Genomic DNA, 21,542 nt, shown 5'->3' on the forward strand with positions numbered 1-21,542 from the left:
CCCGTCTTTAGTTGGACGCCGGCTCCCCTGAGAACCAGCGCTGTGGTTCGGGCCGGAGGTTCTGGTAGATGTGCTTCGCCTCCACGTACTCGGCCAGCCCCGTCGGGCCGAGCTCGCGCCCGAAACCGGATTGCTTGTAGCCGCCCCATTCCGCCTGCGGCAGGTACGGGTGGAAGTCGTTGATCCAGATCGTGCCGTGCCGCAGCCGGTTCGCGACCCGCTGCGCGCGCGAGGCGTCGGAGGTGAACACCGCGCCGGCGAGGCCGTAATGCGTGTCGTTGGCGATGCGGACGGCGTCGTCCTCGTCGGTGAAGGTCTCGACGGTGAGCACCGGGCCGAACGATTCGTCGACGACGGCGCTGCTGCCCTGCTTCACGTTGTCGAGGATGGTCGGCAGGTAGTAGTGCCCCTTCGCCAGCTCACGATCGTCGGGGCGTTTGCCGCCGGTGCGCAGGACGGCGCCCTCTTCGAGAGCCGCGGCGACGTAGCGTTCGATCTTTTCCAAATGGGCGGCCGAGATCAGCGGACCGGTTTCAGCCTTCGGGTCGAAAGGTCCACCCAGTCGGATCAGTTCGGCCCGGCGGACGAGTTCGTCGACGAACTCCTCGTGCCACTCCTCCTGGACGATCAGCCGCGCGCCCGCCGAGCAGACCTGTCCGGAGTGCAGGAACACCGCGGTCAGCGCGTAGTCGACGGCGGTGTCGAAGTCCGAGTCGGCGAAGACGACGTTCGGGTTCTTGCCACCCAGTTCCAGCGCGACCTTCTTGACGGTGGCGGCGGCGGACGCGGCGATGATCTTCCCGGTCGCGAGCCCGCCGGTGAACGAGACGAGATCGACATCCGGATGCTCCGAAAGAGGAGCCCCGGCCTGCGCGCCCGCCCCGAGCACCAGGTTCGCGACACCGCCGGGCAGCCCGGCCTCCGTCAGCAGCCTCATCAGCATGATGCAGGTGTGCGGGGTCAGTTCGCTGGGTTTGAGGACGAAGGTGTTGCCCGCCGCGAGGGCGGGGGCGACCTTCCAGATCGTCTGGAGGAGCGGGTAGTTCCACGGCGTGATCAGCCCGCAGACGCCGACCGGCTCGTGCACGATCCGGCTGAACGCGTCCGGGTTGCCGGTGTCGACCACGCGGCCGGCGTCGTTGGCGGCGAGTTTGCCGAAGTAGCGCAGGCACGCGGCGATGTCGGCCATGTCGTACTTGCTCTCGACCAGCCGTTTCCCGGTGTCGAGCGACTCGGCGCGGGCGAAGGCCTCGGCGTCGCGGTCGAGCAGGTCGGCGACCTTCAGCAGCAGGTCACCGCGTTGGGGAGCCGGGGTGTTCGGCCAGGGCCCGGTGTCGAAGGCCTTCCGAGCGGCGGCGATGGCCGCTTCGGTGTCCTCACGAGTGCCTTCGGCGACCTCCGCGACCAGCGACCCGTCCGCGGGGCAGCGGATCTCCCTGCGACCACCGCCGATCGCGTCGACCCACTCGCCACCGATGAAAAAGTCCGCCATCAAGCCCCTCCGAAACCGGCTCCTGCTCAACCGTCGATCAGCGATTATCGCGGCCACCCGACGTGACCGCTACTTGGCAAAAGAGACCATGTTCACACCGTCGGGTGCCGTGTGGTGATTTTCTGACATGTGACCCGTGACGCGGTGGACGGAAGACTCTCAGGTGCCCTCCGTAGACTGGCCGGAACGGCGGAATGAGGAACCAGGCGAGGTGGGAGAGTGACGTTGCTCGAGTCCGTGCACGGACCGGCCGACTTGAAGCGGATGGACCAGGAGCAGCTCGGCGAGCTGGCCGCGGAGATCCGCGACTTCCTGGTCGAGAAGGTGCGGCTCGCCGGTGGTCACCTCGGCCCGAACCTGGGGGTCGTCGAGCTGACGATGGCCCTGCACCGGGTCTTCGACTCGCCGAGCGATGCCATCGTATGGGACGTGGGTCATCAGGCCTACGTGCACAAGATCGTCACCGGACGCCACGACGGCTTCGGCAAGCTGCGCCAGCTCGGCGGCCTCACCGGCTACCCGGCGCGCGCCGAGAGCGAGCACGACCTCGTCGAGAACAGCCACGCGTCGACGGCGTTGTCCTATGTGGACGGTCTGGCGAAGGCGTTCGAACTCGGCGGTGGCGGCAGGCACGCGATCGCCGTCGTCGGCGACGGCGCGCTGACCGGCGGTATGTGCTGGGAAGCGCTCAACAACATCGCCGCGAACCCGCGCCGCCCGGTCGTCATCGTCATCAACGACAACGGCCGCTCGTACTCGCCGACCATCGGCGGCGTCGCCGACCACTTGGCGTCGCTGCGGTTGAAGCCGGGCTACGAGCGTGTTCTGGACCGTGGCAAGGAACTTCTGCGGCACACGCCCTTCGTCGGCAAGCCGATCTACGCGGCGCTGCACGCGGCGAAGGCGGGGCTCAAGGACGCGCTGAGCCCGCAGATGATGTTCTCCGACCTCGGCCTCAAATACCTCGGGCCGGTCGACGGGCACGACCTCGGCGCGCTGGAGAAGGCGTTCCAGAGCGCCCGCGACTTCGGCGGCGCGGTCATCGTGCACGTGGTCACCGAAAAGGGCCACGGCTACGAGCCCGCGGTGACCAACCAGGCCGACCAGATGCACCAGACCGATCCGATCGACCCGGAGACCGGCCTGCCGCCGGTCAAGGGGCCGAGCTGGACCGGTGTCTTCGCCGACGAACTGGTCAAGATCGGCGCCGACCGCGAGGACGTCGTCGCGATCACCGCGGCCATGCTGCGCTCGACCGGACTGCACAAGTTCGCCGAGGCGTACCCGGATCGCTGGTACGACGTCGGCATCGCCGAGCAGCACGCGGTGACTTCGGCCGCCGGTCTCGCGATGGGCGGTAAGCACCCTGTCGTCGCCGTCTACTCGACCTTCCTGAACCGGGCGTTCGATCAGGTCCTGATGGACGTCGCACTGCACCGCCAGCCGGTGACGCTGGTGCTGGACCGCGCCGGTATCACCGGGCCGGACGGGCCGAGTCACCACGGCATGTGGGACCTGTCGCTGCTGGGCATGGTGCCGGGCATGCGGGTCGCCGCGCCGCGCGACGCCGGCACGCTGCGCGAAGAACTGCGCGAAGCCGTCGCGGTCGAGGACGGGCCGACGACGCTGCGGTTCTCCAAGGGCGGCGTGATCGACTCGGTTCCGGCTGTCGAACGGGTCGGCGTGGTGGACGTGCTGCGCAAGCCGTCCGGTGACGCCGACGTGCTGCTCGTCGCGGTGGGCGCGTTCGCGATGCTCGGGCTCGCCGCCGCGGACCGGCTGGCGGACCAGGGCATCGGCGTGACCGTGGTGGACCCGCGCTGGGTCGTCCCGGCGCCCGCCGAACTGGTGGCGCTGGCGGAGCAGCACAAGCTCGTCGTGAGCGTCGAGGACAGTGGCCGTCACGGTGGTTTCGGTTCCGCGCTGGCCGCGCTGTTCCGCGACGCCGAATGCGACGTGCCGCTGCGCGACCTCGCTGTGCCGCAGGTGTTCCACGACCACGGGTCGCGCGAGGAGGTGCTGGCCCGCGTCGGGCTCACCGCGCAGGACGTCGCGCGGCGGGTCACCGAGTGGTCCGCGAACCTGGCGAGCCGGACTCCGGCGCCGGAGGACACGCACCGCTGACAAGCGCTATGAACGGCCCGTTACTTGCAAAATTTGCAAGTAACGGGCCGTTCCGTCGTTCGGCGTTCTTCGACCAGGCCGCGCGCGGCTCCCACCCGAAGGTGATCGCCGACGTCACCATGAAGGCGGTCCGGGCCCGGCGCCGGTTCGCCTAAACCGCGACAGCGGGTTCCGTGACGGGCTCCGTGTACGAGTAGACCTCCGGCGGTTCAGGGAAGAGCTTGACCAGCACCGGATACGCGATCGCCGCCGTGCACAGCGTCACCACCATGCTGATGTCGACGCCGCCCGCGATGTCCTTGAACGGCCCGGCGATCATCGGGGTGTTGGCGGTCAGCAGGCCCAGCGTCGTCGCCGGGATCCACGCGGCCATCGCGCGCCAGTTCACGCCGCGGGTGAACCAGTAGCGCCCGCCCTTGCGGCCCTGGTTGAACACCTGGAGGTCGTCCGGGTCGTAGAACCCGCGCCGCAGCACGAACCCGATCATCATGATCACCATCCACGGCGACGTGCACAGCACGATCAGCGTGGCGAAGGCGTTGATGCTGGAGACCATGTCCAGCACGAAGTTGCCGACGAAGATGAACACGACACTGAGCGAGCCAATCAGCAGCGTCGCCTGTACCCGGCTCAGTTTCACGAAGATCGAACTGAAGTCCAGGCCGGTCCCGTAGAGCGACGTCGTGCCGGTGGACAGCCCGCCGATCAGGGCGACCACGATCAGCGGGATCGCGTACCAGAGCGGGGAGATCGCGGTCAGGCCGGTGATGTAGTCGGCCGGATCCGCGACCAGTGTCGCGGTGGCGATGCCGAACCCGAACGGCAGCAACGTCGCCACCTGCGCCAGGAACGGCGCCGCCAGCAGGGAACGGCGGCTGTGGCGCGCGGGGATGTACCGCGTCCAGTCGCCGAGGAACGCGCCGAACGAGATCGGGTTCGCCATCGTGGTGAGCGCGGCCAGGATCCAGGTCGGCCAGAACTCCCCGAGGGCGTAGGCGCCGGTGCCGGCGAATCCGGGGTCGAACGTGCCGCCGTAGGCCACGATCCCGAGCAGCATGATCGCCGTGCCCAGGGTGACGGCGACCCGGTTCACCAGCAGCATGAACCGGTAGCCGTAGATGCACACCACCAGCGTGGCGATCGCGATGACGCCGTACGCGACGCCGCGGAGCACCTCACCGCCGTCGAAGCCGAAAAGCCGTTGTGCCGCACCGGCGACGGCGTCGCCGCTCACCCAGACCGAAATGGCGAAGAAGGTGATCGCCGTCAGCAGGGAGAGGAAGGAGCCGACACAACGGCCGACGACGCCGAAGTGCGCGCCGGAGGAGACGGCGTTGTTGGTCCGGGTGAGCGGGCCGAACAGCGACATCGGTGAGAGCACCAGCGCGCCGACCACGACGCCCGTGGCGGTGGCCGCCACCGCCGCCCAGAAGCTCAGGCCGAAGGCGATCGGGAGCGTCCCGAGGATGATGGTGGCGAAGGTGTTCGCGCCACCGAACGCCATCCGGAACAGGTCGCGGGGCCGCGACGTCTGTTCCTCCGGCGGGATCGGCGCGATGCCGTGCTGCTCGACTTCGGTGATCTTCTCACCCATGGGGGACCTCCGGGTACAGCTTCAGGCGAAGCGGGTCATGACGTGCTTGACGCGGGTGTACTCGGCGAAGGAGTACGACGAGAGGTCCTTGCCGTGGCCCGAGTGCCCGAAGCCGCCATGGGGCATTTCCGAGACCAGCGGCCCGTGGGTGTTGACCCAGACGCAGCCGAAGTCGAGCTCGCCCGAGACGCGGGTCGCACGTGGAAGGTCGTTGGTCCAGATCGACGACGCCAGCCCGTAGGGAACGCCGTTGGCAAGGCGCACCGCCTCGTCTTCGTCCACAAAGGACTGAACGGTGATGACCGGGCCGAAGATCTCCTCCCGCACGATCTCGTCGTCCTGCTTCAGACCCGAGATCACGGTGGGGGAGAAGAAGAACCCGCGGTCACCGGCGGGGGCGCCGCCGGTCTCCACCCGGGCGTGCGACGGCAGCCGGTCGACGAGGCCACGCACCCGGCCGAACTGCGCCTCGCTGTTGAGCGGGCCGAAGTCCCGTCCCGGTGCCTGCGCCGCGGCGGCCTTGGTCAGCTCCGCGACGAACTCGTCGTGGATCGCCGCGTCCACCAGCACCCGGCTGCCCGCGGTGCAGTCCTGTCCGGCGTTGTAGAACGCCGCGCCGACGATGCCTTCCGCCGCCTCGGCGAGGTTCACGTCACCGAACACGAGCAGCGGCGCGTTCCCGCCGAGTTCCAGGTGCGTGCGCTTGAGGTCGGCCGCCGCGACGGTGGCGACGTCGATGCCCGCGCGGGTCGACCCGGTGATCGACACCATCTCGGTGATCGGGTGCTTCACCAGCGCGCGGCCGGTGTCGCGGTCGCCGCACAGCACGTTGAAGGCGCCCTGCGGCAGGAACTCCGCCGCGACCTTCGCCAGCAGCACTGCCGTCGACGGCGTGGTCTCCGCGGGCTTCAGCACGAGGGTGTTCCCGGCGGCCAGCGCCGGGGCGATCTTCCAGACGCCCATCATCAGCGGGTAGTTCCAGGGCGCGATCTGCGCGCAGACGCCGACCGGTTCGCGGCGGATCGCGGAAGTGTGCCCCGGCAGGTATTCCCCCGACGCGGTGCCCTCGAGTTGCCGTGCCGCGCCCGCGAAGAACCGCAGCGCGCTGACACACTCCGGGATCTCCTCGTCCAGCACGACGGACCGGATCTTGCCGGTCTCGCGGATTTCGAGCTCGGCGAACTCCTCCGCGCGGGCCTCGATGGCGTCGGCGATCTTCAGCAGCGCGAGCTGACGCTGGGCGGGCGTGCTCTTGCGCCACACCTTGAACGCCCGTTCGGCTGCCACCAGCGCGGCGTCCACATCGGACTCTTCGGACAGGACACTGGTGCCGAAGACGTCGCCGGTGGCGGGGTCCACCAGGTCGAGCGTCCGCGAGCCCGCCGCCGATACCTCGGCGCCGTCGATGAAGTTCAGGACCTGAGTCATTTCTTCTCCAGGTGGGTCGGCTCGAACATCTTCAGCAGAGCGGGGACGACTACCACCGACGGGCCGGGCGTGCCCAGCGCATCGGCGAGATCCTTCCCCACGGTGTCCAAAGAGGACACGGTGGCCGGGACGCCGAAAGAGCGTGCCAGCGCGGCGAAATCGGGTCGCGCGAGTTCGGTCGCGGTGGACTGCCCGAAGGCACCGGTCAGGTATTCGCGCAGGATGCCGTAACCGCCGTCGTCGATCACGAGCCACGTGACGTCCAGTTCGTGCTGGACCGCGGTGGCCAGTTCCGCGATGCCGTACATCGCGCCGCCGTCGCCGGACACCGCGAGCACCGGGCCGCCGGTGGCGGCCGCGCCGCCGAGCGCGCCGGGCAGACCGTAGCCGAGCCCGCCCGCGCCCTGCGCGGTGTGGATCGGCGCGCCATCGGGGTTCCACGCGGACCAGGCCCAGTAGGCCGCGATCGTCATGTCCCAGAACGTCTGTGTGCCTTCGGGTACCGCCGCGCGGATGTCGTCGATCAGCTTGCGCTCGGCTTCGAGTGGCTGGCCGTCGAGCCGTTCGCGCACCTTGGCCAGCAGGTCCGAGACCGCCGCTTCGGCAACGCCGTCCGGCTGCCGGAACGGTACCTGCTCCAGAAGTTCTTGCAGGGCGAGCCGGACGTCGGAGTGGATGCCCAGCGCCGGGTAGTTCGACTCCAATTTCCCGAGCTCGGCCTCGACCTGGATCATCCGGCCGCGCGGGGCGAACTCGCGGTAGTTGCTGGACAGTTCGCCGAGCCCGGAACCCAGCACCAGCAGCACATCCGCGTCCGAAAGGATCTCGGTGCTGTGCCAGTCCTCGAGCCAGGACTGCCCGGAAAGTTCGTGGTCCCAGCCGAAGACGCCCTTGCCGCCGAACGTCGACAGCACCGGGGCACGCAAGGCCTCCGCGAGCGCCTTCAGTTCCGCCCGCGCGCCCGAGCGCAGTGCGCCGCCACCGGCGAGGATCACCGGCTTCTTCGCCGCACCAAGGAGATTCGCGGCCTCGGTGATGAGTTCCGGCAAGGGTGCGAGCGGCGCGGGCCGAGCCGTCACCGAGGTGATCCGCGGCAGATCGGTCCGCGCCAGCAGGATGTCCTGCGGGATTTCGACCCACACCGGGCCATACGGCGCGGTCGACGCGGATTCCCAGGCCTCGCGCAACGCCGTCGGGATCTGGCTGACGGTCCGCACCACGTGCACGGACTTCACCACGTCGCGGAAACTGGCCTGCTGGTCGGGCAGTTCGTGCAGGTATCCGTGCCGCCCGCCGCCGAGCCCGGCGACCGGGATCTGGCTGGAGATGCCGAGCACCGGCACCGACGCGGCCCGGGATTCCTGCAACGAAGCCAAAGTCAGCAACGCGCCGGGTCCGGTCGACACGATCATCGGCGTCACCGGGACCGGGCCTTCGGGGTCCGCCGCGAGCCGGGCGCGGGCGTGCCCGTCGGCCGCGAACGCCAGATTGTTCTCCACCCGCGAGCTGATCACGCGGAGTTCGGGGCTGCGTCGCAGCGCTTCGAACAGGCCGAGCGCGTGCTGGCCGGGCAGGCCGAACACGGTGTCGGCGCCGAGCGCGCGGAGGGTTTCGACGACTACGTCGCCGCCTATCCGTTCTGCGTTGGTCATTCGCCCTTCCCCAAGCTGAGCAGGCTCACCAGGTCGTAGGCGACGTGGGAAGCCGCGATGGCGGTGATCTCGGCATGATCGTAAGCCGGGGCCAGCTCGACGACATCCGCGCCGATGAGGTTGCAGTCCCGCAGGCCACGCAGGATTTCCAGCAGTTCGCGACTGGTCATGCCACCCGCCTCGGGGGTGCCGGTGCCCGGCGCGTGCGCGGGGTCGAGCACGTCGATGTCGACCGAGATGTAGAGCGGGCGGCCGCCGATGCGCTGGCGCAGCGCGTCGACGGTCTCGGCGACCCCGCGGCGCATGACGTCGCCGGAGGTGACGATGCCGAATCCGAGACGGCGGTCCTCTTCCAGGTCCCGCTTGCCGTACAGCGGGCCGCGCGTGCCGACGTGGGACAGCGCTTCGGTGTCGAGGAGGCCTTCCTCGGACGCCCGCCGGAACGGGGTGCCGTGGGTGTACGGCTCGCCGAAGTAGGTGTCCCAGGTGTCGAGGTGAGCGTCGAAGTGCAGCAGCGCCACCGGTCCGTGCTTCTTCGCCGCCGCCCGCAGCAGCGGCAGCGCGATCGTGTGGTCGCCGCCGATGGTCACCAGCCGCGTCCCGCCCGCGGTCAGCGACTCGGCCTCGTCTTGCAGGGCCTCGATCGCCTCCCCGATGTTGAACGGGTTGAGCGCGATGTCACCGGCGTCGACCACCTGCGTCTCGGCGAACGGGGAGACGTCGAGTTCCGGGTGGTACGGGCGAAGGAGCCTGCTGGCCTCACGGAGCGCGGCGGGGCCGAACCGCGCGCCGGGGCGGTAGGACACCCCGGCGTCGAACGGCACTCCGACGACGGCGACGTCCGCGTGCTCGACCTGATCGATCCGCGGCAGCCTCGCGAAGGTCGCGAAACCGGCGAACCGGGGCACCTTGGACGAGTCGACGGGGCCGATCGGGCTCTGCTCAGGCACTGTGTCTCCTTCTTGGGGTGTAAGGGTTTCAGGACTTCGAAGCGGCGAGTTTCGCCGCTTCTTCTTCGGCGACCGCGCTGCCGTTCAGGCGGCGGGTCCACACGGTGAGGATCTCGTCCGACGTCCGCGGGGTGAGGAAGCTGACCAGCAGGTACACCGCCAGGCTGGAGCCGAGGCCCCAGTAGATCGGGCTGTTGGCCTCGACGCCGTCGACGAACATGAACGTGACGACCACGACGGTGCCGACGACCATGGACGCGAGCGCGCCCTGGCGGGTGCCGCGCTTCCAGGCCAGCCCGCCGATGATCGCGACCAGCAGGCCGCCGACGAGGATGTCGTAGGCGATGGTCAGCGCGTTGACCACGTCGTCCACGACCATGGCGATACCGATCGCGGCGATGCCGAGGACCAGGGTGGTGACGCGGTTCCTTGTGACCTCGTTGACGGCCTTCTTGAGGCCCAGCTTGGAAAGCAGGTCCGAGGTGCTCACCGTCGAACACGCGATGAGCGCGCCGCTCGCGGTCGACATCATCGCCGACAGCGCCGCGGCGAGCACCAGGCCGCGGATCCCGGCGGGCAGTTGCTCCTCGACGATGGTGGCGAACGCGTCCTGCGCGCCGGCCAGCGTCGGGTAGAGCGTCTTGGCCGCGGTGCCGATCAGCGCGCCGGCGAGGCCGTAGATCAGGCAGTAGACGCCGGAGATGACGCCACCGCCGGTCGCGATGCCCGGGGTGCGGGCGGTGAACACGCGCTGCCAGATGTCCTGTCCGATCAGCAGCCCGAAGCTGTAGATGAGGAAGTAGGTCAAGATCGTGTCGCCGCCGATGGCGGTGAGTTCGAAGTAGCTCTCGTCCAGCCGCGCGGCCATCCCGTCGAAACCGCCGGCCGAGACGATCGAGACCGGCAGCAGGATGAACAGGATGCCGATGGTCTTGACGACGAACTGGACGATGTCGGTCAGCGTGATCGACCACATGCCGCCGAGCACCGAGTAGAGCACCACGATCGAACCGCCGATGGCGATCCCGGCCCAGCTCGGGACGTTGAAGAGGACCTTGAAGATGGTGGCGAACGCCAGTGTCGAGGTGACGGTCAGCATCAGCGTGTAGGCCCACATGACGACGCCGGAGAAGGCGCTGGTGGAGCCGCCGTAGCGCAGGTCGAGCATCTCGCCGACGGTGTAGACGCGCAGCCTCACCAGCCGCCGCGCGAACAGCGTGTGCAGGACCAGGATGCCGACGCCGATCGCGATCACGAGCCAGGCGCCGGAGATGCCGTAGGTGTAGCCGAGCTTCACCCCGCCGACCGTCGAAGCGCCGCCGAGGACGACCGCGGACATCGTGCCCGAGTACATGAACCAGCCGAGGCGGCGGCCCGCGACCAGGTAGTCGGACTTGGTCTTGGCGAGCCGCAGCCCGAACCAGCCGACGCCGATCATGCCCGCTATGTAGAGCGCGATCACCGCGTAGTCACCGGCCACGGTGTCCTCCTTGCCATCGTCGTTCGGGTCACCGTAGGTTCACGCGTTGCCTGAACGACATGGGAGGATTCGTCCAAGGTTCCCGCTAATCGAGGACGAAATGACCCGAACCCACGATCCAGTCGACTCAGATGTGAATGTCCCGTTACGGGCCGTGGTCGGCAACCCGGAACTCGCGATCGACCCGGTCGTGGAGACGCTGCGTCCCGGCGCGCTCGACGCCCCGGTGCGCTGGGCGCACGTCAGCGAACTGCGGGATCCCGCGCCGTACCTGCTCGGGGCGGAACTGCTGCTCACCGCCGGGGTGAACCTGCCGGTCGAACCGGCCGAGGTCGACCGCTACGTCCGGCGGCTGGCCGACAGCGGGATCTCCGCACTGGGGTTCGGTCTCACCCCCGGCGCCCACGAGACGCTGCCGCCGCCGCTGCGGACGGCGTGCGCCCGGCACGGCCTCCCGTTGCTGACCGTCCAGCCGCGGACGCCGTTCCTGGCGATCAGCCGGGCGGTGTCGGTCGCGCTGGCCGAGGCGGGACAGCGGGAACAGCGGCGGGTCGCGGTCGCGCGCGAGGCGCTGACCAGGGCGGCCGGTGACGGGCTCGGCGAACTGACGAGCGCGCTGGCCGTGCGGCTGCGGGCGTGGGTGGCGCTGGTCGGCGTCGGTGACGTCCTCGCCGCCGATCACGGCACGCCGTCGCCGCTGCCGGCCGAGGTCCGGGAACTGGTCGCCACGCTGCGGGCCGGCCGGGGGATCCGCAGCGCGACGACGGAACTGGCCGACGGCACGCACGTCGTCGCGCAACCGGTGTACCCGCAGGCGACGGCGTCCCATCTTGTCGTGGTCGGCCGGGTCGAGCGATTCGACGGCGCGGACCGCGCGATCCTGTCGGTCGGGGCGGCGCTGCTGGGGCTGGCGGGCCGCGCGGGATCGGACGCGGCCGGATTGGGCGCCGCCGCCACCGCGTTGCTGCTGGGGGAGACCGGCGTGGTCGGCGCGGACGAACGGCGTCTGGTCGCCGGGATCGCCTACCGCCGTGGCCCCACCGAGGCCGCCGCGCGCTACGACTGGCTGCGTGCCCGGCTCGACACGCCGCTCGTGCGCCTGCGGCCGGGGCCGCGGTTCGACGCGATCGTCGTCGAGGCACCGGAGATCGGCGATCTCGACCGGCTCCGCGCCGACGGCTGGCTCGCGGTGGTCAGTTCACCCGTTCCGCCCGATCGCCTTCCCGAGGCCGTCACCGAAGTCGAACTGCTGCTGCGGCGGGCCGCCGCGCTGGAACGGCCGGTGGTGGCGGAGGCGTCAGGACTCGGGCTGGACGCGCTGATCACCCCGGTCGCGGCGGCCGGGTTCGCCGCCAAAGCCCTGGCGCCGCTGCGCGAACTCGACCGGAAAGGTGACCGCGAACTGGTCGAGACGCTGCGGACCTGGCTCGCGCATCACGGCGGCTGGGACCGGACGGCCGCCGAACTGGGCGTGCACCGCAACAGCGTCCGGCACCGGATCGGGCAGATCGAACGGGCGCTGGAGGTGGACCTGGCGGACCCGGAGATCCGGATGCGGCTGTGGTTCGCCCTGCGCTGGGCGTGAATGCTGACGCGCCGTAGTCCAATCAGGTCACTCTCAGGTAAATGTGGCAACGTGGTCCTGTGCGAATTCTGGTAGTCGAAGACGAAGAACCCCTCGCCGACGCGATCGCACGCGGACTGCGGCGCGAGGGGATGGCGGTGGACATCGCGCTCACCGGGGACGACGGGCACGAGAAGGCCGCCGTCACCCGGTACGACGTGGTGCTGCTCGACCGCGACCTGCCCGGGATGTCCGGTGACGACCTGTGCCGCGAGATCGTCGCGTCCGGCGAATTGACGCGCGTGCTCATGCTGACCGCGAGCAGTTCCGTTTCGGACCGCGTGGACGGGCTTTCCCTCGGCGCCGACGACTATCTCGCCAAGCCGTTCGCGTTCCCCGAACTCGTCGCGCGGGTGCGGGCGCTGGGCCGCCGCGCGACCCCGGCCGCACCGCCGCTGCTGACTTCGGGCGACGTCGAACTGGACCCCGCGAGACGGACCGTCCGCCGCGCGAGCGGCCCGGTCGAGCTGACCCGCAAGGAGTTCGGCGTGCTGGAGGTGCTGCTGTCGGCCGCCGGTTCGGTGGTCAGCAGCGAGGAGCTGCTCGAACGCGTGTGGGACGAGAACGCCGACCCGTTCACCACCACCGTCCGGGTCACCGTGATGACCCTGCGGAAGAAACTCGGCGAACCGGGGATCATCGAAACCGTCGTCGGCTCCGGCTACCGGGTGCCGGAGCAGGGGACCGCACGCGGGTGAACGCCCGCAGCCTGCGTGCGCGGGTCACGCTGCTCGCGACCGGGCTGGTGGCACTGGTCAGCCTGCTGTTGCTCTGGCTGACCTGGAATCTGGTCGGCGACGCCGTTTCCGCCGTCCCGCAGCTGCCGCCGGGCACCACGGTGCGGGTCGACGGCGTCGACGTCGACGCGTCCGCCGTCACCGAGCATCTGCGGGTGTACGCCCGGAATCGGGTGCTGTTGTTCGGCGCGGTCGCGTTCTGTTTCGTCGTGCTGGCGGCGGGGATCCTCGCGTGGACGTTCACCGCGCGGGTCTTGCAGCCGTTGCGTGAGATCACCGGGACGGCACGGCGCCTGTCGATCGAATCGATGGGGGAGCGGATCGGCGAGGTCCGCACCAAGGACGAACTCGCCGAACTGGCCGAGACCTTCGACGACATGCTCGACAGGCTGCAAGCCGCGTTCGACGCGCAACGGCATTTCGTCGCGAACGCCAGCCACGAACTGCGGACGCCGCTCGCGGTCATCCGCACCGAACTCGACGTCACCCTTGCCGACGAGCACGCCGACGAAGCCGAACTGCGGCGGATGGCGGGCGTGGTCCGCGACGCGACCGAACGGGCGGAACGGCTGGTCGGCTCGCTGCTGCTGCTCGCGCGCACGGACGGCGCGGGGCTGGTGGCCAGGGAACCGGTCGACCTCGCGGTGATCGTCGCGAGCGCGTGGCGCGCGGTGCGGGCCGACGCCGAGAAACGCGGCATCCGCACCGAATTCGCGACCCCCGGCGCGCCGACGTTCGGTGATCCCGCACTGCTGGAACGCATCGCGGGCAACCTGCTGGAGAACGCCGTGCGGCACAACGTCGACGGCGGCTGGCTGGACGTCGTCACGCAGGCCGGTCCACAGTGGTCGGTGCTGCGGGTGCGGTCGTCCGGTGGCCTGCTGGACCCGGCCGCGGTCCCCGAACTGTTCGAGCCGTTCCGCCGCGCCGGTGTCGCCAGGACCGCCCGCACTGGGGCGGGGCTGGGACTCTCGATCGTGCGGGCGGCCGTCCAGGCCCACGGTGGCATGGTCTCCGCGGAACCCGTTGTGGGCGGCGGTCTTTCGGTGACCGTCCACCTGCCCGCTCTGCCTTGACCCTCGGCTGGGGTTACGGTTCAAGGATGGTCCCCAGCATTCGGCTGAACAACGGAACGTCCCTCCCGCAACTCGGGTTCGGGGTGTACAAGATCGGCGACGACGAGGTCGCCGGTGTGGTCCGCACCGCCATCGAGGCGGGTTACCGCGCGATCGACACGGCTACCCTCTATGCCAACGAACGTGGTGTCGGCGAGGCCGTCCGCTCCAGCGGGCTGCCGCGCGAGGAACTGTTCGTCACCACGAAACTGTGGAACACCGAACACGGTTACGACTCGGCGTTGCGCGCCTTCGACACCAGCATGGGCGAACTCGGCCTCGAGTATGTCGACCTGTACCTGATCCACTGGCCGCTGCCGTCGCAGGACAAGTACGTGGAAACGTGGCGGGCACTGGAAAAGATCGCCTCCGACGGCCGGGCGAAGGCGATCGGGGTCTCGAACTTCCAGATCCCGCACCTGGAGCGGCTGATCGAGGAGACCGGGACCGTCCCGGCGGTGAACCAGATCGAGTGCCACCCGTGGCTTCAGCAGCCGTTGCTCCGGAACTTCCACGAGAAGCACGAGATCGTCACCGAGGCGTGGGGCCCGCTGGCGCGTGGCGGGGAACTGCTCTCCGACGAGAAGATCACCACCATCGCGCGGAAACACGGCAAGACACCGGCTCAGGTCGTGCTGCGGTGGCATATCGAGATGAACCATCTGGTGATCCCGAAATCCGTCACGCCCGAACGGATCGAAGAGAACATGGACGTCTTCGACTTCGCGCTCGACGCGCACGACGGCGCCGCGATCGCGACCCTGGAGCAGGGCAAGCGTCTGGGCCCGGACCCGGACACGCTGGGCGCCTGAGCCGCAATTAGTCCTCTAGTTGCGGGCTGCCAGCGCCAGGCCCGCCCGCAGCACGCCCGCCGCGTGCAGCAGCGCCTGTCGCGCCGAAGGGTCGACTCCCACCCGGCTGGCGAATCCGTGCAGCTGCCCGGGATGCCGCCGGTGGATCACCGGCACTCCGGCGTCGGCCAGTTTCCGCGCGTAGGCCTCGCCTTCGTCGCGCAGCGGGTCGAAACCCGACGTCGCGATGTAGGTCGGCGGCAGGCCCGCGACATCGTCGTACAGCACCGAAGCGTGCGGGTCGCGGTAGAGCGTCGCGTCCGAGAGGTAGCGGTCGCGGTACCAAGCGCGTTCCTCGGTGTCCAGCCGGAAACCGAGGCCGAACAGCTCATGCGACGGATGCGTGCCGAACGCGTCGGTCACCGGGTTCAGCAGGAGGCTGAACGCGGGCCGCTCGACCTCGCCGCGGGCGCCCGCGTGCGCGACGACGGCGGCGATCCCGTCCTCGACGGCGGCGGGGAACGGGTTCTCCGGAGCCAGCCGGTAATCCACCGAGACCACGCGTATCCCGGCTTCCTCGGCGAGGTAGCGGCAGGCGCCTTCGTGCGTCTCGATCCCGCCGATCCCCGCGCCGGCCAGTTCCCCCGCCTGGTTCAGTTCCGCGCGGGCCTTCGCGACGCTCCCGTTGCGGTGCGGGTAGTCGAACGGCGCCAACTTGGACATTTTGATCAGCACCTGCGAACTGGTCGCCAGCCGTTGCCCGTCCAGGCGGACGGGACGGCCGGCGACCAAGCGCAGCAAAGGTTCCGGAAGACCGAGTAAGAACCGGAGAGCGGCCATCAGTGAACGCACGAGCAGTCGCCTGCTCAGGGAAAGCATGGCGGAACCCTACGCTTACCGGACGTCCACGAAGATCGGATTCCCGTAGAGCCAGAGGTCTTCGAACGGATTCGACTGCCCGATCACGTCCGCGCTCGGCTCGATCCCGCCGGGCACGTGCTTCTTGCCGTCCGTACCGCGCGTGCGCACGAAGAACGATTCGCGCACGTTGCGGAAGGTGTGCCGGAAGGCGACCGTCCGCCCCGGAGCCCACCGCGGTTCGAAGGAACGCACCACGCGGGTACCCGGCGCCGTCTGGGTGTCGCGGTCGGCGGCGGGGCCGGTGACCGGTCCCGAGATGAGGTCGAGCCGCGCGAGCCGGGGGATCGTGCCGCCGCCGTTGGGCCGCGCCGCCAGTTTCGCCGAGACGACGACCGTGACGTCGGATCCGCGCCGGACCCGCAGTCTGCCGCCCATCGTCGCCGAGCTCCAGCCGCTGTACGCGCCGAACTCCAGTTCCTGTGCGAGCCCGCCGTGCACCACCCAGACGCGTCCCGCGCGCAGGCCTTCGAGCACACCTTCGTGGCTTCGGCGGGTCACGCCGACGACCGTGCGGCTGAACTCAGCGGGGGCGAAGTCCGCGTACGGAGGCTGAGTCTGCGGGACGCCGGTGTCGATCGGGTCCGGGTAGCCGCCGTGCTCGTCGTAGTAGCCGTCCGGGACGCCCGGCCGGACGAGGGTGTCGCCGCGGTTGTAGTGCGAGTCGGAGTTGCTGGTGATCCACCACGGCTTTCCTTCGGCCAGCAGGGAATCCCAGAGCCCGCCGACGGTCGCGGCGCTCCAGTCGAATCCGCCGTAGGTCCGGTAAGCCGACTCCGGGAAGCCCGGCCACGAGTTCGAACCGGGGGAGTTGCCGTACCCGCCGCGCGCGCCGCCGCCGCTTCCGAGCGGTTTGGGGAAGCCGTCGGCCTGCGCGCCGGGTGCGCCTTCCATGCCGATGACGATGCCGGGTGCGGCGTCGCGCAGCGCGCGGATCTCGTGCGGGGCGATCCGGCCGTTGCGCAGCGGGTGGTTGATCACCACCACCGGTGCGTGGATCCGCCGCGCGCGTTCTTCGGTGGCGAGCCAGCGGATCGCCTTGACCGCCAAGGCCTCGTTGTCCGGTGTGCTCGCTTCTGTCCCGGTCAGCCGCCAGTCGAAGGCGCGCTCGAACTCACGCAGCTTCGCGGCCTGGTGCGCGCCCGCCTGGAAGAACAGCGTCGCGTGCTCGGCGCCCGGCACGTTCCACTCCATGCCCTGCCACAGCAGGAGATCACGGTGCTCGCGCTGGGCAGCCCGGATGGCGGCGTTCGTCCGCTCCACCGACGACTTCTCGTGCGTGGCGTGGCCGTGATCGGTGATCACCGCCCAGTCAGCGCCGTGACGGCGGGCGCCGTCGGCGATTCCGTCCACTGTGTACATCGCGTCGTAGGAGTACTGCGTGTGGATGTGGTGATCGCCCACCAGCCACCGGTAGCGGTCGCGGCCGAAGAGGAGGTTGACGTCGATGCCGAGGTCGAGGGCTTCCGCCGGGGTGGCGGCGGCGAGGGGGACACCCGCGGCCGCCGCGGAGACGAGGCCCGCGCGCTTGAGGAATCCGCGGCGGTCGACGCCGGGCTTTTCGCTGTTCACCGGCGGCACGCTAAAGAGCTTCGCTGAACGGTCGGTGTCCGGACGGCCAACGCACGGCGCCGTGTGATGATCGTCGCTGTGGAGGAAGAAAGCCCGTCTCCCCGGGGGATGGCCGGGGAGACGGGCTTTCCCGCACCGGCCCAGGGTTTCACGAAAACGCAGCCGCTTGCCACAAACTCTGCGAAAAACGCAAAAGACCACCGCCTGCGACCAGAAGATCGCCGACGGTGGCCTTTTGGCAGCGGTCAGGAGAGCGGAACGCTCGCCACACCCGGCGCCAGGAACGGCTTGCCGTTGACCTTCTCGGACACCCCGGCCCGGTCCAGGTACGGCGTGATGCCGCCCAGCCAGAACGGCCAGCCCGCGCCGAGGATCAGGCACAGGTCGATGTCCTGCGCCTCGGCGACCACACCCTCGTCGAGCATGATCCGGATCTCCTCGGCGATCGCGGCCAGCGCGCGGTCACGCACCTGCTCGGACGTCGACGGCGAGTCGCCGCGCTGCCAGAGTGCGTCCACCTCGGGGTCGACGGTCGCGTTGCCGTGAGCGTCCCACTGCCAGACGGCCTTCTTGCCCGCCTTGACGAAGCGGTCGAGGTTCTCGCTGACGGTGAACCGGTCCGGGAACGCCTCGTGCAGGGTTTCCCCGACGTGCAAGGCGATCGCCGGGCCGACCAGCTGCATCAGCGTCAGCGGCGTCATCGGCAGGCCCAGCGGTTCCAGCGCCTTGTCGGCGACCTCGAACGGCGTGCCCTCGTCGACGGTCACCAGCACCTCGCCGAGGAACCGCAGCAGCAGCCGGTTGACCACGAACGCGGACGCGTCCTTGACCAGCACGCTCGACTTCTTGAGCTGCTTGCCGAGCGCGAACGCGGTGGCGAGCGCGGCGTCGTCGGTCTTCTCCGCGCGGACGATCTCCAGCAGCGGCATCACCGCGACCGGGTTGAAGAAGTGGAACCCGACCACGCGTTCCGGATGCTTCAGCTGCGACGCCATCGCGGTGATCGACAGCGACGAGGTGTTCGTCGCCAGGATCGCTTCGGGGGAGACGTACTGCTCCAGATCGGCGAAGACCTTCTGCTTGACACCCAGCTCCTCGAACACCGCCTCGATCACGAAGTCGGCGTCGGCGAAGGCGGACTTGTCGAGCGAGCCGGAGACAAGCGCCTTCAGCCGGTTCGCGCCGTCCGGCGAAACCCGCTTCTTGGCCAGGAGCTTGTCGATCTCACCGTGCACATAGGACACGCCCTTGTCGACCCGCTCCTGGTCGACGTCGGTGAGCACCACCGGCACCTTGAGACGGCGCACGAACAGCAGCGCCATCTGGCTGGCCATCAGGCCCGCACCGACGATGCCGACCTTGTTCACCTTGCGCGCCAGCGACTTGTCCGGTGCCCCGGCCGGCCGCTTCGCGCGCTTGTTGACCAGGTTGAACGAGTACAGCCCGGCACGCAGCGTGTCGTCCATGAGCAGTTCGGCGAGCCCGTCGGTCTCGGCCGCGTAGCCGCGGTCGAGGTCGTTCTCGCGGGCCAGCTCCAGCAGCTCGACGGCCTTGGTCGCGCCGGGGGAGGCGCCCTTGGTGCGTCCGTCCACAATGGCCTTGGCGCGGCCGATCGCGGCGTCCCACTCGGCACCGCGGTCGATCTCGCGGCGGGCGGGGGTGATCTCGCCGTTGACGACCTTCGCCAGCCACAGCAGCGACTGTTCGAGGTAGTCGGCCGAACCGAAGACCTCGTCGACGATGCCGAGTTCCGCCGCCTGTGCGACCTTCAGCATCTTGTTCTGCGCCAAGGCGTTCTCGATGATCACGGTGACCGCGGCGTCTGGCCCGATCAGGTTCGGCAGCAGCTGCGTGCCACCCCAGCCCGGGAACAGGCCGAGGAAGACCTCGGGGAACGCGATCGCGGCGGTGTTCTCCGACAGCGTGCGGTAGTGGCAGGAGAGCGCGAGTTCGAGCCCGCCGCCCATCACCGCGCCGTTGATGAACCCGAAGGTCGGGATCTCGGTTTCGGTGAGCCGCCGGAACACGTCGTGCCCGGTCTGCGCGATTTCCCGCGCCAGCGCCGGATCCGCGACCGCTTCGACGCCGGAAAGGTCGGCGCCGACGGCGAAGATGAACGGTTTGCCGGTGACCGCGATCGCGGAGGGCTCGGCCGCGAAGGCGGTGTCGATCGCGGCGTTGAGGCTCACCAGGCCCTGCGGGCCGAAGGTGTTCGGCCGGGTGTGGTCGTGGCCGTTGTCCAAGGTGATCAGCGCGACGGGCTTGTCGAGGCCGGGCACCTTCACCAGACGCGTGACCGCGTTCGTGACGACCTCGTCGGGGAAGGCGGCTTTCGCCTGCTCAGCGGTGAAAGTCATTGTTACTTGGCCCCCTCGGACGCCGAGTTCTCCCAGGCTGGGTTCTCCCAAAGAACGGTGCCGCCCATGCCGATACCGATGCACATGGTGGTCAGGCCGTAGCGCACGTCGGGGCGCTCGGCGAACTGACGCGAAAGCTGCGTCATCAGCCGGACCCCGGACGACGCGAGCGGGTGACCACAGGCGATCGCGCCACCCCACTGGTTGACCCGTGGGTCGTCGTCGGCGATGCCGAAGTGGTCGAGGAACGCGAGCACCTGGACGGCGAACGCCTCGTTGATCTCGAACAGGCCGATGTCGTCGATCGACAGGCCGGTGCGCTTGAACAGCTTCTCGGTGGCGGGCACCGGGCCGATGCCCATGACCTCCGGCTCGACACCGGCGAAGGAGTAGCCCACCAGGCGCATGCCGATCGGCAGGCCGAGTTCGCGGGCGGTGTCCTCGTCGGCGAGCAGTGCCGCGGTGGCGCCGTCGTTGAGACCGGCCGCGTTGCCCGCGGTGATCCGGCCGTGCGGGCGGAACGGCGTCTTCAGTCCGGCGAGCGTCTCGAGCGTGGTGCCCGGGCGCGGCGGCTCGTCTTCGGTCGCCAGCCCCCAGCCAAGTTCCTTCGAACGGGTGGCGACAGGGACCAGCTCGGGCCCGATCTTGCCGGTCTTCACGGCCTCGGCGTACTTCTCCTGGCTGCGCGCGGCGAAGGCGTCGGTGCGCTGCTTGGTGATCGCCGGGAACCGGTCGTGCAGGTTCTCCGCGGTCTGGCCCATCACGAGCGCCGTCGGGTCGACGAGCTTGTCGGCGATGATGCGCGGGTTCGGGTCGACGCCCTCGCCCATCGGGTGGCGGCCCATATGCTCGACGCCACCGGCGATGGCGATGTCGTACGCGCCGAAGCCGATGCCGCTCGCGGTGGTGGTGACCGCGGTCATCGCGCCCGCGCACATGCGGTCCAGCGCGAAACCGGGCACGGACTTCGGCAGGCCGGCCAGCAGCGCGGCGGTGCGGCCGATGGTCAGGCCCTGGTCCCCGATCTGGGTGGTGGCGGCGATCGCCACCTCGTCGACGCGCTCGGGCGGCAGCTCGGGATGCCGCCGCAGCAGTTCACGGATGGCGTTGACGACGAGGTCATCGGCACGGGTGCCGGCGTACATTCCCTTTTCGCCTGCCTTGCCGAAGGGCGTTCGCACCCCTTCGACGAAGGCGACATTGCGTACCGACCGCGCGTTCGGCGCGAGCGGTGTTGCTCCTGCGGCCACGAATGCTCCTGAAGTAGAGGTAGTCCTGACCGCACCCTAGCCCCGGTTACCCGTCGGTAACCAGGATGGTGGCCCGGTCGAGTGGGGGAAGGCACACTCCCGGGTGCGCTCGGGTCGGCCGCTTGGCCGATCCGAGCGCGGTGGGGAAGTTGCTATGTTCGAAGTGATCAGGGGGAGGGATCACGATGAACTCGCCGGGGCCGGCCGTCACCCGTCGTGCGCTGCTGGGGATGGCGGTCCTCGTGCCGCTGGCCGCGTGCACCCGCGGAACCCCGCCCGCGACGCCGTCGACCCCTCCGTCGCCCCCGCCTCCCACCACTCGGCAGTTCCACGACCGATTGATGGAGCTGGAGAAGAAGTTCGACGCCAGGCTCGGCCGGTCAGCCGGGTCCGGTTCATGTTCCCAATGTCGCATCTGAGACGCTCAGCGACTCAAATGCGACATTGGGAACCTCGCC

General features: G+C 69.7%; 16 protein-coding genes. 6 read left to right on the forward strand and 10 right to left on the reverse strand.

Features of this window, described 5'->3' with window-relative positions; translation table 11 throughout:
* Positions 1 to 7 precede the first annotated feature (7 nt).
* Positions 8 to 1,492 (reverse strand): aldehyde dehydrogenase family protein, encoded by a 1,485-nt coding sequence (locus tag ACLARN_RS21635; protein ID WP_409493255.1) that lies wholly within the window; start codon positions 1,490 to 1,492, stop codon positions 8 to 10.
* A gap of 219 nt (positions 1,493 to 1,711) precedes the next feature.
* Between ACLARN_RS21635 and dxs the strand changes: the two genes are divergently transcribed.
* Positions 1,712 to 3,616, forward strand: a complete 1,905-nt coding sequence (dxs, locus tag ACLARN_RS21640) for a 1-deoxy-D-xylulose-5-phosphate synthase (RefSeq protein WP_409493256.1) — start codon at positions 1,712 to 1,714, stop codon at positions 3,614 to 3,616.
* A gap of 151 nt (positions 3,617 to 3,767) precedes the next feature.
* Here the strand turns inward: dxs and ACLARN_RS21645 are convergent, their stop codons facing one another.
* From ACLARN_RS21645 to ACLARN_RS21665, 5 genes are read right to left on the reverse strand one after another with little or no spacing between them, the layout of a single operon-like run.
* On the reverse strand, positions 3,768 to 5,210 hold the full coding sequence (locus tag ACLARN_RS21645; RefSeq protein ID WP_409493257.1) for a purine-cytosine permease family protein: 1,443 nt from the start codon (positions 5,208 to 5,210) through the stop codon (positions 3,768 to 3,770).
* Between the two features lie 21 nt (positions 5,211 to 5,231).
* A complete protein-coding gene (locus ACLARN_RS21650; protein ID WP_409493258.1) occupies positions 5,232 to 6,638 on the reverse strand; it encodes an aminobutyraldehyde dehydrogenase in 1,407 nt (468 codons plus the stop codon).
* On the reverse strand, positions 6,635 to 8,290 hold the full coding sequence (locus ACLARN_RS21655; protein ID WP_409493259.1) for a thiamine pyrophosphate-binding protein: 1,656 nt from the start codon (positions 8,288 to 8,290) through the stop codon (positions 6,635 to 6,637). The genes ACLARN_RS21650 and ACLARN_RS21655 overlap by 4 nt, the downstream gene beginning before the upstream one ends.
* Positions 8,287 to 9,240: an agmatinase gene (speB, locus tag ACLARN_RS21660; RefSeq protein ID WP_409493260.1), complete on the reverse strand. Its 954-nt coding sequence runs from the start codon at positions 9,238 to 9,240 to the stop codon at positions 8,287 to 8,289. Before speB ends, ACLARN_RS21655 begins: the two co-directional genes overlap by 4 nt.
* A gap of 28 nt (positions 9,241 to 9,268) precedes the next feature.
* The gene (locus ACLARN_RS21665; RefSeq protein WP_409493261.1) at positions 9,269 to 10,720 is read right to left on the reverse strand and encodes a sodium:solute symporter; all 1,452 of its coding nucleotides are present in this window, start codon (positions 10,718 to 10,720) and stop codon (positions 9,269 to 9,271) included.
* Between the two features lie 100 nt (positions 10,721 to 10,820).
* Between ACLARN_RS21665 and ACLARN_RS21670 the strand changes: the two genes are divergently transcribed.
* The 4 genes from ACLARN_RS21670 to ACLARN_RS21685 are packed head-to-tail and all read left to right on the forward strand — an operon-like array spanning position 10,821 to position 15,008.
* Complete coding sequence (locus ACLARN_RS21670; protein WP_409493262.1) at positions 10,821 to 12,305, forward strand: PucR family transcriptional regulator; 1,485 nt, start codon at positions 10,821 to 10,823, stop codon at positions 12,303 to 12,305.
* A 59-nt stretch (positions 12,306 to 12,364) separates the two neighbouring features.
* Positions 12,365 to 13,042 carry a response regulator transcription factor gene (locus tag ACLARN_RS21675; RefSeq protein WP_007033550.1) on the forward strand — a complete coding sequence of 226 codons (678 nt, stop codon included), beginning with the start codon at positions 12,365 to 12,367 and terminating at the stop codon, positions 13,040 to 13,042.
* Positions 13,039 to 14,157 carry a sensor histidine kinase gene (locus ACLARN_RS21680; RefSeq protein WP_409493263.1) on the forward strand — a complete coding sequence of 373 codons (1,119 nt, stop codon included), beginning with the start codon at positions 13,039 to 13,041 and terminating at the stop codon, positions 14,155 to 14,157. The genes ACLARN_RS21675 and ACLARN_RS21680 overlap by 4 nt, the downstream gene beginning before the upstream one ends.
* A 26-nt stretch (positions 14,158 to 14,183) precedes the next feature.
* Positions 14,184 to 15,008 (forward strand): aldo/keto reductase, encoded by an 825-nt coding sequence (locus ACLARN_RS21685; RefSeq protein ID WP_409493264.1) that lies wholly within the window; start codon positions 14,184 to 14,186, stop codon positions 15,006 to 15,008.
* Between the two features lie 15 nt (positions 15,009 to 15,023).
* Here the strand turns inward: ACLARN_RS21685 and ACLARN_RS21690 are convergent, their stop codons facing one another.
* The 4 genes from ACLARN_RS21690 to ACLARN_RS21705 all read right to left on the reverse strand — a co-directional run bounded on the left by ACLARN_RS21690 (position 15,024) and on the right by ACLARN_RS21705 (position 21,084).
* Positions 15,024 to 15,866: an alpha/beta hydrolase gene (locus ACLARN_RS21690; protein WP_409493265.1), complete on the reverse strand. Its 843-nt coding sequence runs from the start codon at positions 15,864 to 15,866 to the stop codon at positions 15,024 to 15,026.
* Positions 15,867 to 15,881: 15 nt separating this feature from the next.
* On the reverse strand, positions 15,882 to 17,477 hold the full coding sequence (locus ACLARN_RS21695) for a histidinol-phosphatase (RefSeq protein ID WP_409493266.1): 1,596 nt from the start codon (positions 17,475 to 17,477) through the stop codon (positions 15,882 to 15,884).
* 245 nt (positions 17,478 to 17,722) lie between these two features.
* Positions 17,723 to 19,834 carry a 3-hydroxyacyl-CoA dehydrogenase NAD-binding domain-containing protein gene (locus ACLARN_RS21700; RefSeq protein WP_409493267.1) on the reverse strand — a complete coding sequence of 704 codons (2,112 nt, stop codon included), beginning with the start codon at positions 19,832 to 19,834 and terminating at the stop codon, positions 17,723 to 17,725.
* Positions 19,835 to 19,836: 2 nt separating this feature from the next.
* On the reverse strand, positions 19,837 to 21,084 hold the full coding sequence (locus tag ACLARN_RS21705) for a thiolase family protein (RefSeq protein WP_409493268.1): 1,248 nt from the start codon (positions 21,082 to 21,084) through the stop codon (positions 19,837 to 19,839).
* Positions 21,085 to 21,269: 185 nt separating this feature from the next.
* On the opposite strand from ACLARN_RS21705, the gene ACLARN_RS21710 reads away from it, so the two are divergent.
* On the forward strand, positions 21,270 to 21,503 hold the full coding sequence (locus tag ACLARN_RS21710; protein ID WP_409493269.1) for a hypothetical protein: 234 nt from the start codon (positions 21,270 to 21,272) through the stop codon (positions 21,501 to 21,503).
* Positions 21,504 to 21,542 lie beyond the last annotated feature (39 nt).

The sequence above is a fragment of the Amycolatopsis sp. cmx-11-12 genome (genome assembly GCF_046269425.1).
Taxonomy (GTDB): Bacteria; Actinomycetota; Actinomycetes; order Mycobacteriales; family Pseudonocardiaceae; genus Amycolatopsis.

What these genes read in the sequence shown, in the direction of transcription:
- ACLARN_RS21635 (WP_409493255.1), bottom strand. Translation starts at nt 1,492, where the DNA reads ATGGCGGACTTTTTCATCGGTGGCGAGTGGGTCGACGCGATCGGCGGT.
- ACLARN_RS21650 (WP_409493258.1), bottom strand. Translation starts at nt 6,638, where the DNA reads ATGACTCAGGTCCTGAACTTCATCGACGGCGCCGAGGTATCGGCGGCG.
- ACLARN_RS21685 (WP_409493264.1), top strand. Translation starts at nt 14,184, where the DNA reads ATGGTCCCCAGCATTCGGCTGAACAACGGAACGTCCCTCCCGCAACTC.
- ACLARN_RS21645 (WP_409493257.1), bottom strand. Translation starts at nt 5,210, where the DNA reads ATGGGTGAGAAGATCACCGAAGTCGAGCAGCACGGCATCGCGCCGATC.
- ACLARN_RS21690 (WP_409493265.1), bottom strand. Translation starts at nt 15,866, where the DNA reads ATGCTTTCCCTGAGCAGGCGACTGCTCGTGCGTTCACTGATGGCCGCT.
- ACLARN_RS21670 (WP_409493262.1), top strand. Translation starts at nt 10,821, where the DNA reads ATGACCCGAACCCACGATCCAGTCGACTCAGATGTGAATGTCCCGTTA.
- ACLARN_RS21655 (WP_409493259.1), bottom strand. Translation starts at nt 8,290, where the DNA reads ATGACCAACGCAGAACGGATAGGCGGCGACGTAGTCGTCGAAACCCTC.
- ACLARN_RS21700 (WP_409493267.1), bottom strand. Translation starts at nt 19,834, where the DNA reads ATGACTTTCACCGCTGAGCAGGCGAAAGCCGCCTTCCCCGACGAGGTC.
- ACLARN_RS21710 (WP_409493269.1), top strand. Translation starts at nt 21,270, where the DNA reads ATGAACTCGCCGGGGCCGGCCGTCACCCGTCGTGCGCTGCTGGGGATG.